This is a genomic window from Streptomyces coeruleorubidus (assembly GCF_028885415.1).
Taxonomy (GTDB): domain Bacteria; phylum Actinomycetota; class Actinomycetes; order Streptomycetales; family Streptomycetaceae; genus Streptomyces; species Streptomyces coeruleorubidus_A.
The window spans coordinates 7,321,878-7,335,802 of sequence record NZ_CP118527.1; the positions used below are offsets into that span (position 1 = coordinate 7,321,878).

Genomic DNA, 13,925 nt, shown 5'->3' on the forward strand with positions numbered 1-13,925 from the left:
GCATGCAGCCAAGCAAGGGCCGTCCTGGTGGGGCTGGTCAGGAAAGTCCGGTCGAGCGACTCGACGGTGTCGACCCGGGCCCGGCCGAGGAGGCCGGACACCTCAGGTACGACGATCCCTGGTACGACGCCCTCGCCTCCGGCTGGGGCGAGTCGGCCGGTGTCGGGGTGCCGGATCCGGCCGTGGTTCCGTCGGCACGCGGGGAGAGCCGGACCGGGGTCGCGGCGGCCGATGTGTATCTGGAGGTGCAGCGCAGCGCGGCCTTTCAGGAGGTGCGGCGGCGGTACCGGAGGTTCGTGGTGCCGGCCTTCGTGGCCTTCTTCGCCTGGTACGTGGGCTACGTCGTGGCTGCCACGACCGCCCCCGAGCTGATGGCCCGGCCGGTGGCGGGAGCGGTGAACGTGGCGCTGGTGGCGGGGCTCGGGCAGTTCCTGACCACGTTCCTGTTCACCTGGGCCTACGCGCGGCACGCGCGCCTGCGCAGGGACCGGGCGGCGCTCGAACTGCGCTGGGACACACAGGAGCTGACACGTGGCGTGAACGGCGGTGTCTCGTGACGGGTGAACACCAGACGCTGGCGCTGCTGCTGTTCAGCGGGTTCGTCGCGGTCACGCTGGCGATCACGACATGGGTGAGCCGCAACCGGCGCGGTTCGGCCGAGGAGTTCTATGCGGGCGGGCGGCTCTTCTCTCCCATGGAGAATGGTTTTGCCATCGCGGGTGACTACATGTCGGCCGCCTCCTTCCTGGGGGTCACCGGGCTCATCGCGCTGTTCGGCTACGACGGGCTGCTGTATGTCGTCGGCTTCCTGGTGGCCTGGCTGGTGGTGCTGTTCCTCGTGGCCGAACTGGTCCGCAACTGCGGCCGGTTCACGCTCGCCGACGTCGTGGCGGCGCGGATGAGGGAGCGGTCGGTACGGATCGCGGCGGGAACCTCCTCGGTCACCGTGTCCGTTCTGTATCTGGTGGCGCAGATGGTCGGCGCGGGCAGCCTGGTGGCGCTGCTGCTCGGGGGCACGAGCGGGGCGGCGCGGGCCTGGACCGTCATCGGGGTCGGCGCGCTCATGGTGATCTATGTGTCGTTGGGAGGGATGCGGGCGACGACGTGGATCCAGATCGTCAAAGCCGTCCTGCTGCTCGGCGGCACGATCGCGCTGACGGCGCTCGTCCTGATGCGCTTCCACGGCGACCTGGACCGGCTGCTGCTCACGGCCGCCGAGCGCAGCGGTCACGGGGAGGCGTTTTTGGCGCCCGGGCTGAAGTACGGCGGGGACTGGACCGCCCGTTTGGACTTCATCAGTCTCGGGCTGGCCCTGGTGCTCGGCACGGCCGGGCTGCCGCACATCCTGTCCCGGTTCTACACCGTGCCCACCGCGCGCGCCGCACGCCGCTCGGTCGTCTGGGCCGTCGGGCTCATCGGCGGTTTCTACCTGATGACGATCGTGCTCGGATTCGGCGCGGCCGCCATCGTGGGGCCCGACGCGGTACGCGGGTCGAACGCGGCCGGGAACACGGCTGTTCCACTGCTGGCGCTCGATCTGGGCGGCGGCGCCGGATCCACCGGCGGAACGGTTCTCTTCGCGGTCGTCGCCGCGGTCGCCTTCGCCACGATCCTCGCCGTGGTCGCCGGGATCACGCTCGCGTCCTCGGCGTCGGTGGCCCACGACCTGTACGCGTCTCTGCGGCGCCGGGGCGGCAAGCCCCGCAGCGAGGTGGCCGTGGCCCGTGTCGCGGCCGTCGGGGTCGGCGTGGTGGCGATCGCCCTCGGTCTGCTGGCGCGGGATCTCAACGTCGCGTTCCTGGTGGGCCTCGCCTTCGCCGTCGCCGCGTCGGCGAACCTTCCGGTGCTGCTGTACTCCCTGTTCTGGCGAGGCTTCACCACACGCGGCGCCGTGTGGGCCGTCTACGGCGGTCTGATCCCGGCCGTGGTGCTCGTGGTGCTGTCCCCGGTGGTCTCCGGTAGCCCCGACTCGCTGTTCCCGAACGTCGACCTCCAGTATTTCCCGTTGCAGAACCCGGGCCTGGTCTCGATCCCGCTGGGCTTCCTCGCGGGCTGGCTGGGCACGGTCACCTCGGCGGAGATCCCGGACGAGGCCAGGCACGCGGAGACCGAGGTGCGGTCGCTGACCGGGGCGGGAGCGGCGTAGAGGCGGTGCCCTCACCGACGTACGGTTACGGCGCCACCCACGCGTAACGGTATTCGGGCCGACCCGTGTCGCCGTACTTGAGGGAGAGGCGCAGGCGGCCGGACTGCTCCAGGCGGCTCAGTCCCTTCTCGACGGGGACCTCGTGGGCGGAGAGCGCGTGGTCGGCGCGGTGCAGGACGCGGCAGATCAGCTCCGTCGTCGGCTCCGAGTGGTCACTCGGCGGCCCGGTGACGCGAGGGCCCGGGTGGGCGTCCCGTCGGGACGACGGGGTTCGCGAAGCAAGACACGGGCGGACAGCGGACAGGCCACGGGCTGAGGCCGTGGGATCTGTCTGAACCCTGCGGGGCAATACACCTAGTGATCTGGTCTTGAGTTCACGTCTCGCCACGTGAGTCGTGGTTCGTTTCAGATTTCGGCTCGGGCGGTGACAGCGGCTGGCGGCTGCGGTCTGCTGGAGGAATGGGGGACAGCAGGCTGCAACCGCTGGTGTTATCCGAGGACGAGCGGCTGGTGTTGCAGGGGTGGGCCAAACGGCGGACAACCGCGCAGGGTCTGGCCAAGCGGGCACGGATCGTGCTGGCGTGCGCGGACGGGCTGAACAACACCGCGGTGGCCGCGCGGCTGGACACTGATCGGGGGACCGTGAGCCGGTGGCGGACCAGATTTCTGCAGCGCCGTCTCGATGGTCTGTCCGACGAGCTGCGTCCCGGCGTGCCCCGCACCATCACCGACGCCCAGGTGGAAGAGGTGGTGGTGCGCACGCTGGAAGAGGTGCCCGAGGGCGCCACCCACTGGTCGAAGCGGGAGTTGGCCCGGCGGGTGGGGATCTCGCCGACGAGTGTGCTGCGGATCTGGCGGGCCTTCGGGCTGCAGCCCTGGCGCACGGAGACCTTCAAGATTTCTCCGGACCCGCTGCTGATCGACAAGATCCGTGACGTGGTCGGACTGTATCTCGCCCCGCCGGCGAACGCGGCCGTCTTCGCGGTCGACGAGAAGCCGCAGATCCAGGCCCTGGAACGGACAGCTCCGGTACTGCCGATGGTCCCGGGCATCCCCGAGCGGCGCAGCTTCGACTACGTCCGGCACGGCACCGTGGACCTGTTCGCCGCCCTGAACACCGCCACCGGCAAGGTGATCGGCAAGCTGTCCGCGCAGCACCGGGCCGTGGACTTCCGCGACTTCCTCGACGAGATCGACCGCCAGACCGATCCCGGCCTGGCGGTCCACGTGATCTGCGACAACCTCTCCGCCCACAAGGCGCCGGTGGTCCACAAGTGGCTTCTGGCCCATCCCCGGTTCGAGCTGCATTTCACCCCGACTTACTCGTCCTGGATCAACCAGGTCGAGCGGTGGTTCGCCGAACTACAGCGGCGCTGCCTCGAACGCGGCGTGTTCTGCTCACTCGACGAGCTCAAGACCGCCCTCGAGGACTGGATCAAGACCTGGAACGAGCAGGCCCGGCCCTTCAAGTGGACCAAGACCGCAGACCAGATCATCGACCGCATCTGCCGCTACTGCGACAGGATCTCCGGACCGGGACACTAGGCGCGAGTCGCCCACACGTAACGGTGTTCCGGGCGGCCGGCGTCGCCGTACTTGAGGGTCAGCCTGGCCCGTCCCGTGCGCTCCAGGAGCTTCAGATAGCGCTGGGCGGTCTGGCGGCTCACCCCGGTCCGCTCGGCGATCTCCTGGGCGGACAGAGGCCCGTCGGCGTTCATCAGGGACTGACGGACCAGCTCCGCGGTGGTGGGGGAGTGACCCTTGGGCAGGTCCGGCTCAGAGGGGGCCGACAGAGCCCCGAAGATGCGGTCCACCTCGGCCTGCTCCGCCTCCCCGCCGCCGTCGAGGGTGCGGCGCAGTTCCGCGTACGCCTCCAGCTTGGAGCGCAGGCCGGCGAAGGCGAACGGCTTGACCAGGTACTGCAGCGCGCCGTGCCGCATCGCCGCCTGCACGGTGGTCACGTCCCGGGCCGCCGTCACCATGATCACGTCGGTCTGGTGGCCACGCCGGCGCATCTCCTGGACGACCGCGAGCCCTGTCTCGTCGGGCAGGTAGTGGTCCATGAGCACCAGGTCGAGCCGGGGCAGCGTCTCCAGCTGGCGCAGCGCGTCCGCGGCGCTGTGGGCCTCGCCGGCGACATGGAAGCCCGGCACCTTCTCGACGTAGGCGGCGTTGACCCGCGCGACCCTGGTGTCGTCGTCCACGACCAGGACCTCGATCATCACGACTCCTCCTTGGCGGTCTGCGGAGCTGACGGCACGGTCAGGGCCGGTTCCGGGCCCGGCTCGGCCAGCGCCTCGGGCAGGACGACGGTGAACTCCGCACCCCCGCCGTGCGCTTCGCCGACGGTCGCGCTGCCTCCCTGCCGCTCGGCGAGCCTGCGCACCAGGGAGAGCCCGATGCCCCGCTCGCGGTGCGCGGGCGGCTTCTTCGTGGACCATCCGTCGGTGAAGATCAACTCACGGTGCTCCGGCGGGATTCCCGGGCCCGTGTCGCGCACCCGGAGGATCGCCGTACGACCCTCGGCGCGCAGTTCGACCTCCACGCGCGCGTGCGGCTTGCCCGCCACGGCGTCGAGGGCGTTGTCCACCAGGTTGCCGACGACGGTGACGAGCCCTTGGGGATCGATCAGCCGGTCGGGCAGCCGGGTCCGGTCCGACACCCACAGCGCGACGCCCTTCTCGGCCGCGACGGTCGCCTTGCCGACCAGCAGGGCGGCGAGCAGTGGGTCCTCGATCCGCTCGGTGACCTGTTCCGCGGTGGCCCGGTGGTCACCGACCACTTCGCCGACGAACTCGACGGCGTCGTCGTACATCTCCAGTTCGAGCAGCCCCAGGAGTGTGTGCATACGGTTGGCGTGCTCGTGGTCCTGGGCGCGCAGGGCGTCGATCAGGCCGCGGGTGGAGTCGAGCTCGCGGCCCAGCTGCTCCAGCTCGGTGCGGTCGCGCAGGGTGGCCACGGCGCCGCCGTCGTCGGTGGGCATACGGTTGGCGACCAGCACCCGCTGGCCCCTGACGGTGAGCAGGTCCGTGCCCTTCACGCGCCCGGCCAGCACGTCGGCCGTACGGCCCGCGCCGAGCGCCTCGTCGGGGGACCGGCCCACCACCGCGTTCCCGATGCCCAGCAGGCGCTGCGCCTCGTCGTTGACCAGGCGGATGCGGCCGGTGCGGTCCAGGGCGACGACGCCCTCCCGGATGCCGTGCAGCATCGCCTCGCGTTCCGACAGGAGCGACGCGATGTCCGAGAAGGCCAGGTCCCTGGTCTGCCGCTGGACCCGCCGGGAAATGAGCCACGCGGCCAGCGCGCCGACGGCCAGGGCACCTCCGGCGTACGCGAGCAGCCCCGGGATCGCGTGGATCAGCCGGGCCCGGACGCTGTCGTAGGCGATGCCGACCGAGACGGCGCCGACGACCGTGCCGTCGCTGTCATGCAGCGGCACCTTGCCGCGGGCGGAGCGGCCCAGGGTGCCGCTGTCGATCTCCATGACCTCCCGGCCGGCCAGGGCCTGGCCGGGGTCGGTCGAGACGATGCCGCCGATCTGCTTCGGGTCGGTGTGCGACCAGCGCACGCCCCGCCAGTCCATCACCACGATGTACTCGGCCTTGGTGGCCTTCCGGATCCGCTCGGCCTCCTTCTGCACCGGACCGTTCGGTGAGGGAGGAGTGTCCCGCACCTCCCTCGCGAGGCCCGGCTGCTGCGCGGTGGTCTGCGCGATGGCGAGCGCGCGGCGCATCGCCTGGTCGTCCAGCTGGTCGCTCAAGGGCGCGAGGAACAGTCCGGTCGCGAGTACCGCGACTCCCGCGGCGATCGCCACCTGCATCAGCAGCACCTGCGAGAACACCCGCCGGGGCAGGCCGAGGCGCAGGCGGCGTGCGGGGGGAGTGGGGCTCATACCCAAGAAGGTACGTGGGGCTGCCTACCTGCCGTAATGGGTGTGGCGTGGATCTCTTGATCAATGCTTGAGGAGACGGTCCGGACCGCGGTCGGCGGACCGGTCAGCTCGCGAGCGCCGTCGTCACCCTCACCTCGCGCACCGCCACCACGTCCATCCGCGCGGGTGAACCGAGGACCGCCGCTCCACAGCTCTCCGGCCGGGGCGGCAGGGCCGCGCCCTGGGCCACCTCGACCTGCCAGCGGCGCCCGTCGGCGTGGGCGACGGTCACCTCCCAGCGCGGGGCCGCGCCGGCCGTCCGTACGACGCTCAGCGCCTCCGCGGCGTATTCACCGGTCCTGGTGCGTACGGCGAGCTCGGCCGCCTGACCGGGCCGTTCCCAGGCCGAGCGGCCCCGGCACCCTTCCACGACGATCCGCCCCTCCCGCGCGCCGTGCAGGACCTCCTTGAGGGTGTGGGCCTCGGCCCGGCCGTACGCGTATCCGTACGGCAGCACGAGCACCGTCGGGGAGAAGCGGTGACCACCCAGATGGGTGACCTCCCAGACGCCCTCGACGCCGGATGTGGCGAGTTCGGCCGCGAGAGGCCGGCCGAGGAGGGCGCAGCAGCGATCGCGCTTGCCGTTGGTGCAGACGAGGGCGAGCGGATCACCGTCGTGGGGCCGTCCGTCGAGCACCGCGTCGAAGGAGCGGTGCTCGCCCCGGCCGAGTGCGGCGAAGTCGAGATCGAGGAGCTGCCCGGGATCCGAGGTCGTGGCGCCGTGCAGCCACACGTTTCCCGGAACGGTGTGGGCCGCGTACACCCGGCGTGTGGCGGGCACCCGGCGGTCCGCGTGGCGACCGGGGCGGCGGATGAGCGCGATCCGCACGCCCGTGTCCTTCGCGGCGGCCTCCAGGGCACGGCCCAGCGCGGGGTCCAGGTGGCTCGAAGTGAGCGCCTTGGCACCCCACGGACCGGGCTGTTCCAGCAACAGCCAGGTCGTCGCGGTGGCCGCGGTTCCCGAAACGGGCTCGTCGGAGTCCCGGGACACGCTTGAGCACGTACTCACAGAGGTGAGCCTAACCTGACTTGGCTCACGGCGACTCTCGGCCCCGCCCTGCGCTACTCCGGTAGTGGCTGAGGCGGCTTCGGACCCGCGTAGAGCCCGCTCGGGCGCATGCGCAGGGGGCGCTCGCCGTACTCCTCCAGGGCGTGGGCGATCCAGCCCGCCGTACGGGCCACCGCGAAGATCGTCTCGCCCGCGGTCGGGGGCATGCCGCAGGACGTGGTGAGCACGGCGAGCGCCAGATCGACGTTGGCGTGCAGCGGGGCGTGGCGGGCGGTGGTCTCGACGATGTCCCGGGCCGCGAGGAGTGCGGGTTCCGCGCGCGGGATCTGCTCCAGGAGGCCGAACAGGGCACGCGCGCGTGGGTCCTCGCCCGGGTAGAGCCGGTGGCCGAGTCCCGGGATACGGCGGCCGGCGCGCAGTTCGTCCGCGATCACGGGCGCGGCGTCGCCCTGGTCGAGCACGTCGACGAGCAGCCGGTGGGCGAGCCCGCTGGCCGCGCCGTGCAGCGGGCCCTCGATCACACCGAGTCCGGCGGAGACCGCCGCGTAGGTGTGGGCACGAGCCGACGCGGCGACGCGCACCGCGAGCGTGGAGGCGGCCAGGTCATGGTCGACGAGGAGGGCGAGGGCGGTGTCCAGCGCGCGCAGGGACGCCTCGTCGGGGTCCTTGCGCGGCGACAGCCGGGTCCACAGACGGTGGGCCAGGGGTCCCTTGTCGCGGCGGTCGTGCCCCGCCGGTGGCAGAGCGGCGACGAGCGTGGGAATGAGGGTGCGCGCCGTACCGAGCACGGCGTCCTCGGACAGGTCGAAGCGCAGCGGGTCGGCGGTCGCGGCGGCGATCGTCGCGACGCGCAGGAGGTCGGTGGGCGCGGCGTGTTCGGGCAGCGCGTCGACGGCGCGGCGGGCGACGGCGACCGAGGCGGCCGGCGCGGTGAACGTGTTGCCCGGCCGCATCCGGCCCGTCCACAGCCACTCGGCGACCTCCTCGTAGGTGTGCCGCATGGCCAGGTCGACCGCGTCGACACCACGGTAGTAGTAGCGGTCGCTCTCGATGAGCGTGATGCGGGTCCGTACGGACAACTCACCGCCGGAGGGGGAACTTGCCGTGCTGTCCCGCCTGTTGCGCCGGGCGAGCGCCTCGACCTCCCTGGCGTCGAAGGTGCTGCCCCGTCCGCCGGTCACCCGCCGACTGCTGAGCTGACCACGGCTCACGTACGCGTACACGGTCTCCGGCTTCACGCCGAGCAGTTCGGCGGCCTCCTTGGTGCTCAGCCGCCGTTCCGCGTCGAGGGGGGCGGGTTCTTGATCGCGCATGGGGGTCACCGTATCCGTCTAGCGGACCATTGACTGATGTATTGATTAAATCAATATTGACACAGTTGAGTCAATCATAGACAGTCGAATCAAGTCCAGGGAGGAAGACATGTCCGTCAACAGGTCCGCAGCCGCTCTCATCGACGCACCACGGGGACTCGCCGGTGTCGTCGTCACCGACACCCGGATCGGTGACGTCCGTGGCGTCGAGGGCTTCTACCACTACCGGCAGTACTCCGCCGTCGACCTTGCGCGAACCCGCGCCTTCGAGGACGTCTGGCACCTGCTCGTACACGGCGAACTTCCGGACGCCGGGCGGAGCGCGGCCTTCGCGGCGCAGACCGCGGCGCTGCGGCGGCTGCCCGACGAGGTGCGAGCGGCGCTGCCGGCCATCGCGGCGGCCGGCGGGCGCTCCGGCCCGCTCGCCGGGATGCGCACGGCGCTGTCGCTGCTGGGCGCGGCCAAGGGCTTCCGGCCCGTGTACGACATCGATGCCGACCGGCGCAGGGAGGACACCCTGGAAGCGGCCGCGGCCGTACCCACGCTGCTCACCGCGCTGCACCGGCTGGGGAAGGGGCTTGAGCCGGTGGAGCCGCGCGAGGACCTGTCCTACGCGGCCAACTATCTGTACATGTTGACCGGTTCGGTGCCGACCGAGCAGCACGCACGGGCGATCGAGCAATACCTGATCTCAACCATTGATCACGGATTCAATGCGTCAACGTTCACGGCTCGGGTCATCGCGTCGACGGGTGCGGATGTGGCGGCGTGCCTCGCCGGTGCGGTGGCGGCGCTGTCGGGGCCGTTGCACGGGGGCGCGCCCAGTCGGGCGCTGGACACTCTGGACGCGATCGGCACCCCGGACCGGATCGACTCCTGGGTGCGGCAGCGAGTGCTCGCAGGTGAGCGCATCATGGGCTTCGGGCACGCGATCTACCGCACGGAGGACCCGCGCTCACGGATGCTGCGCGAGGTCGCCCAGGGGTTCGGCGGTCCGCGGGTGGACTTCGCCGTGGAGGTCGAGCGGCACGTCGAGGCGATCCTGGCGGAGCTGAAGCCCGGCCGTGAACTCCACACCAACGTCGAGTACTACGCGGGTGTGGTCATGGAACTCTGCGGCTTGCCCAGGGAGATGTTCACACCGACGTTCGCCGCGGCGCGGGCGGTGGGCTGGAGCGCCAACATCCTCGAGCAGGCGGAGGACACGAAGATCATCAGGCCGGTGGCGCGCTATGTGGGACCGGAGGCGCCGGCACCAGTGCCTGCCTGACGGCCCATCGACGCGTCATGTCACGACGGGCTAGGAGCTCCACGCCCCTGTGCATCGCGGATGGCCCGCTCGAAAATCCGAAACAATCGTCCCTCGTGGCTGTCCGGAGAAAGGCCTTCCTTGGCGCCGCGGGATGCCTCCCAGTCGCGGTGGAACGCGGGACTCCAGCCGTGGATCGCCCATCGCCTGGCTCAGCAAGTCCCCGTGCAGGCGCTGCTGTAGGGAGTCGGTGCGGCGCTGCGCCTGAGCGATCAGGGCGAGGCCGATCCCTGCCGAGACCACTGCGCCCAGCCCCCGAAAGCTCAAATTTCGTGTGCCCATGTCAACCCCCGATTCAGGCGGCCGTCCGCCGGTCGTCGGTACGCGGGTCGACTGAAGGGGACCGGCGAGCGGTGGGCGGCGCTTGCCGTCTCCCAGAGTGCCGAGCAGCTCTGATCGGCGGGGAGGCGGAGAGGAGGCGCACGGAGGGAGGCGAGGGTCGCACAAACCGGCGCGATGACCTACGTCTGCCACGCGAGTGCTGCTAACAATCGTTCACTTCGTCGAGATTCCCACGGCTCGTATCCTGGGGCGGCATCCCATCCTCGTACGTGTGCCGGGAACGCGAGCCGGTGCACGCGTCGGCGTGAGAGAGGTCGCACGGTGAGCCTGCCGAGCCCGAAACCGCAGCAGATCCCGGTCGTCGTCCTGGCCGGATTCCTCGGCTCGGGAAAGACCACACTCCTCAACCACCTCCTGCACCGCAGCGGCGGCAGCCGCATCGGCGCCATCGTCAACGACTTCGGGGCCATCGAGATCGACGCGATGGCCGTGGCGGGAGCGCTCGGCGACTCGACGGTCTCGCTCGGCAACGGGTGTCTGTGCTGTGCCGTCGACGCGAGCGAGCTGGACCAGTACCTGGAACGGCTCGCGGAACCCTCCCTCGGCATCGACGTCATCGTCATCGAGGCGAGCGGGCTCGCAGAACCGCAGGAACTCGTGCGGATGGTGCTCGCCAGCGAGCATCCGGGGATCGTGTACGGCGGGCTGGTCGAGGTCGTCGACGCCGCCGAGTTCGACGCCACCCGGTCCAGGCATCCCGAGATCGACCGGCATCTCGCGCTGGCCGATCTCGTCGTGGTCAACAAGCTCGACCGGGCGGCGGACGGCGAACGCGTCCTCGGACTGGTCCGGTCCCTCGTCGACCGCGCCGCCGTCGTCCCGGCCACCTACGGCCGGATCGACCCCGAGTTCCTCTTCGACTGCCGGCCGAGTGAGGAACGCATCGGGCAGCTGTCCTTCGACGACCTGCACGAGCACGGAGCCGACGACCACGCCGAGCACCTGCACTGCGCCTACGACAGCCTGTCGTTCGTCTCGCGGGAGCCCCTCGACCCGCGCCGGCTGATGGAGTTCCTCGACAGCCGACCCGAAGGGCTGTACCGGATCAAGGGCTACGTCGACTTCGGGCCGTACGACCTCCGGAACCGCTACGCCGTCCATGCCGTCGGGCGGTTCCTGCGCTTCTACCCGGAGCCCTGGCCGGCCGGGGGCGAACGCCTCACTCAGCTGGTGCTCATCGGCTCCGGCATCGACGCCTCCGCCCTCGACAAGGAACTCGGCGCGTGCAGGAGCGACGCCCCACACGCCGACGAGCACGGCATGTGGGGCGTCCTGAGGTACGTACGGAATCCGGAGGAGGACCCGGCAGAGTCTGCCTGAGTCCTCCGCCGGAGGGCTCTAGACCGGCCCTGCCACCACCGCCACCGTCTTCGCCAGGGACACACCCGAGCCGTCACGCCGCGGGTCCATCTCCGGAAGGTCGGCCGGGGTGCCGTTCTTCTGCGCCGCGAGCGCCGGGGCCGGGCCCGCCCAGGCCAAGGACAGGCAGTCCTCGCCCTTCAGGAACCGCTGGCAGCGGACGCCGCCGGTGGCGCGGCCCTTGCGCGGGTACTGGTCGAACGGGGTCATCTTGGCCGTCGTCTGCACGGAGTCGTCCAGCGTGCCCCGCGAGCCGGCGACGGTGAAGACCACGGCGTCCACGGCCGGGTCCACCGCCGTGAAGGAGATGACCTTCGCGCCCTCGGAGAGCTTGATGCCGGCCACACCGCCGGCCGGGCGGCCCTGCGGTCGGACCTGGGGCGCCTGGAAGCGCAGCAGTTGGGCGTCGTCGGTGATGAAGACGAGATCCTCCTCGCCGGTGCGCAGCTCGACCGCGCCGACGATCCGGTCACCCTCCTTGAGGGTGATCACCTCCAGCTCCTCCTTGTTGGACGGATAGTCCGGCACCACGCGCTTGACCACGCCCTGTTCCGTGCCGAGCGCCAGGCCCGGCGACGATTCGTCGAGCGTCGTCAGGCAGACCACCGTCTCGTCGTCCTCCAGGGAGACGAACTCCGCCAGCGGGGCGCCTCCCGCGAGGTTCGGCGTCGCCATCGACTCCGGGAGCTGGGGCAGGTCGATCACGTTCAGCCGCAGCAGCCGGCCCGCCGAGGTGACCGCGCCCACCTCGCCGCGGGCGGTGGCCGGCACCGCCGAGACGATCACGTCGTGCTTCACACGCTTGGCGCCGGCGTCCTCCGCGAACGGCTCGCCGTTCGCCGTACGGGCCAGCAGACCCGTCGAGGACAGCAGCACCCGGCACGGGTCGTCGGCCACCTGGAGCGGCACGGCGGCGACCGGGGCACCACCCGACTCCAGCAGGACCGTACGCCGGTCGGTGCCGAACTTCTTGGCGACGGTGGCCAGTTCGGAGGAGACCAGCTTGCGCAGCTCCGCGTCCGAGTCGAGGATCCGGGTCAGTTCCTCGATCTCCGCGTTGAGCCGGTCCTTCTCCGCCTCCAGCTCGATGCGGTCGAACTTGGTCAGGCGGCGCAGCGGCGTGTCGAGGATGTACTGCGTCTGCACCTCGCTCAGCGAGAACTGCTCCATCAGGCGCTGCTTGGCCTGCGCGGAGTTCTCGCTGGAGCGGATCAGACGGATGACCTCGTCGATGTCCAGCAGGGCCGTCAGCAGGCCCTCGACCAGATGCAGCCGGTCGCGCTTCTTGCCGCGGCGGAACTCCGAACGCCGCCGCACGACGGTGAAGCGGTGATCGAGATAGACCTCCAGCAGCTCCTTCAGACCCAGCGTGAGCGGCTGGCCGTCGACCAGGGCGACGTTGTTGATGCCGAAGGACTCCTCCATCGGCGTCAGCTTGTACAGCTGCTCCAGGACCGCCTCCGGCACGAAGCCGTTCTTGATCTCGATGACCAGGCGCAGGCCGTGCGCCCGGTCCGTGAGGTCTTTGACGTCGGCGATGCCCTGGAGCTTCTTCGAACCGACCAGGTCCTTGATCTTGGCGATCACCTTCTCCGGGCCGACCGTGAAGGGCAGCTCCGTGACGACGAGGCCCTTGCGGCGCGCCGTCACGTTGTCCACGGACACCGTCGCGCGCATCTTGAACGAGCCGCGGCCCGTCTCGTACGCGTCCCGGATGCCGGAGAGGCCGACGATGCGGCCGCCGGTGGGCAGATCGGGGCCCGGGACGTGCTTCATCAGGGCATCGAGATCAGCGTTCGGGTGCCTGATCAGGTGGCGGGCGGCGGCGATCACCTCGCGCAGGTTGTGCGGCGGCATGTTCGTGGCCATACCGACCGCGATGCCCGAGGCGCCGTTGACCAGGAGGTTCGGGAAGGCGGCCGGCAGCGCCACCGGTTCCTGCTCCTGGCCGTCGTAGTTGGGGTTGAAGTCGACGGTGTCCTCGTCGATCGACTCCGTCATCAGGCTCGTGGCCTCGGCCATCCGGCACTCGGTGTACCGCATGGCGGCCGGCGGGTCGTCGTTGCCCAGCGAGCCGAAGTTGCCGTGGCCGTCGACCAGGGGGACGCGCATCGAGAAGGGCTGGGCCATGCGCACGAGGGCGTCGTAGATCGACGTGTCGCCGTGCGGGTGCAGCTTGCCCATCACCTCGCCGACGACACGGGCGCACTTGACGTACCCGCGCTCGGGGCGCAGGCCCATCTCGTTCATCTGGTAGACGATGCGGCGGTGCACCGGCTTGAGGCCGTCGCGCGCGTCGGGCAGGGCGCGGGAGTAGATGACCGAGTACGCGTACTCGAGGAAGGAGCCCTGCATCTCGTCGACGACGTCGATGTCGAGGATTCTCTCCTCGTACGAGTCGTCGGGCGGCGGGGTCTTCGTGCTGCGGCGGGCCATCGCTGCCGGCTCCTTGCTGAAGCGTTGAACGAGATCTGACGCCGACCATTGTGGACCGCCGCACTGACAACCGGGACCAG

The 13,925-nt window shown here is 70.7% G+C and carries 10 protein-coding genes and 1 pseudogene; 5 read left to right on the forward strand and 6 right to left on the reverse strand.

The genetic code is table 11. From position 1 onward, the window contains the following. Positions 1-2: 2 nt before the first annotated feature. Positions 3-557 (forward strand): DUF485 domain-containing protein, encoded by a 555-nt coding sequence (locus PV963_RS34015; RefSeq protein WP_274820301.1) that lies wholly within the window; start codon positions 3-5, stop codon positions 555-557. Further along, entirely contained in the window at positions 554-2,146 is a 1,593-nt protein-coding gene (locus PV963_RS34020) for a solute symporter family protein (RefSeq protein ID WP_274820302.1), read from the forward strand. Before PV963_RS34015 ends, PV963_RS34020 begins: the two co-directional genes overlap by 4 nt. A gap of 25 nt (positions 2,147-2,171) precedes the next feature. Here PV963_RS34020 and PV963_RS34025 read toward each other — a convergent pair. After that, positions 2,172-2,390, reverse strand: a pseudogene (locus PV963_RS34025) (two-component system response regulator); the annotation flags it as partial. A gap of 215 nt (positions 2,391-2,605) precedes the next feature. Between PV963_RS34025 and PV963_RS34030 the strand changes: the two are divergent. Continuing rightward, on the forward strand, positions 2,606-3,691 hold the full coding sequence (locus tag PV963_RS34030; protein ID WP_274814345.1) for an IS630 family transposase: 1,086 nt from the start codon (positions 2,606-2,608) through the stop codon (positions 3,689-3,691). On the opposite strand, the gene PV963_RS34035 is transcribed toward PV963_RS34030, so the two are convergent. The 4 genes from PV963_RS34035 to PV963_RS34050 all read right to left on the reverse strand — a co-directional run bounded on the left by PV963_RS34035 (position 3,688) and on the right by PV963_RS34050 (position 8,399). Then, positions 3,688-4,368: a response regulator gene (locus PV963_RS34035; RefSeq protein ID WP_274822198.1), complete on the reverse strand. Its 681-nt coding sequence runs from the start codon at positions 4,366-4,368 to the stop codon at positions 3,688-3,690. The genes PV963_RS34030 and PV963_RS34035 overlap by 4 nt on opposite strands. After that, complete coding sequence (locus PV963_RS34040) at positions 4,368-6,038, reverse strand: sensor histidine kinase (RefSeq protein ID WP_274820303.1); 1,671 nt, start codon at positions 6,036-6,038, stop codon at positions 4,368-4,370. Before PV963_RS34040 ends, PV963_RS34035 begins: the two co-directional genes overlap by 1 nt. Before the next feature lie 103 nt (positions 6,039-6,141). Then, a complete protein-coding gene (locus PV963_RS34045) occupies positions 6,142-7,086 on the reverse strand; it encodes a sucrase ferredoxin (RefSeq protein WP_274820304.1) in 945 nt (314 codons plus the stop codon). Between the two features lie 53 nt (positions 7,087-7,139). Continuing rightward, positions 7,140-8,399 (reverse strand): citrate synthase family protein, encoded by a 1,260-nt coding sequence (locus tag PV963_RS34050; RefSeq protein ID WP_274820305.1) that lies wholly within the window; start codon positions 8,397-8,399, stop codon positions 7,140-7,142. A gap of 109 nt (positions 8,400-8,508) precedes the next feature. Here PV963_RS34050 and PV963_RS34055 point away from each other — a divergent pair, with 109 nt between their 5' ends. Both PV963_RS34055 and PV963_RS34060 read left to right on the forward strand, forming a co-directional pair. Further along, complete coding sequence (locus PV963_RS34055) at positions 8,509-9,669, forward strand: citrate synthase (RefSeq protein ID WP_274820306.1); 1,161 nt, start codon at positions 8,509-8,511, stop codon at positions 9,667-9,669. Positions 9,670-10,311: 642 nt separating this feature from the next. Further along, entirely contained in the window at positions 10,312-11,370 is a 1,059-nt protein-coding gene (locus PV963_RS34060) for a CobW family GTP-binding protein (protein WP_274820307.1), read from the forward strand. An 18-nt stretch (positions 11,371-11,388) separates the two neighbouring features. Here the strand turns inward: PV963_RS34060 and PV963_RS34065 are convergent, their stop codons facing one another. Further along, on the reverse strand, positions 11,389-13,845 hold the full coding sequence (locus PV963_RS34065) for a DNA gyrase/topoisomerase IV subunit A (RefSeq protein ID WP_274820308.1): 2,457 nt from the start codon (positions 13,843-13,845) through the stop codon (positions 11,389-11,391). Positions 13,846-13,925 lie beyond the last annotated feature (80 nt).

Coding starts and splice junctions, on each gene's coding strand:
- PV963_RS34015 (WP_274820301.1), top strand. CDS start 3: ATGCAGCCAAGCAAGGGCCGTCCTGGTGGGGCTGGTCAGGAAAGTCCG.
- PV963_RS34040 (WP_274820303.1), bottom strand. CDS start 6,038: ATGAGCCCCACTCCCCCCGCACGCCGCCTGCGCCTCGGCCTGCCCCGG.
- PV963_RS34065 (WP_274820308.1), bottom strand. CDS start 13,845: ATGGCCCGCCGCAGCACGAAGACCCCGCCGCCCGACGACTCGTACGAG.
- PV963_RS34035 (WP_274822198.1), bottom strand. CDS start 4,368: ATGATCGAGGTCCTGGTCGTGGACGACGACACCAGGGTCGCGCGGGTC.
- PV963_RS34055 (WP_274820306.1), top strand. CDS start 8,509: ATGTCCGTCAACAGGTCCGCAGCCGCTCTCATCGACGCACCACGGGGA.
- PV963_RS34030 (WP_274814345.1), top strand. CDS start 2,606: ATGGGGGACAGCAGGCTGCAACCGCTGGTGTTATCCGAGGACGAGCGG.
- PV963_RS34050 (WP_274820305.1), bottom strand. CDS start 8,399: ATGCGCGATCAAGAACCCGCCCCCCTCGACGCGGAACGGCGGCTGAGC.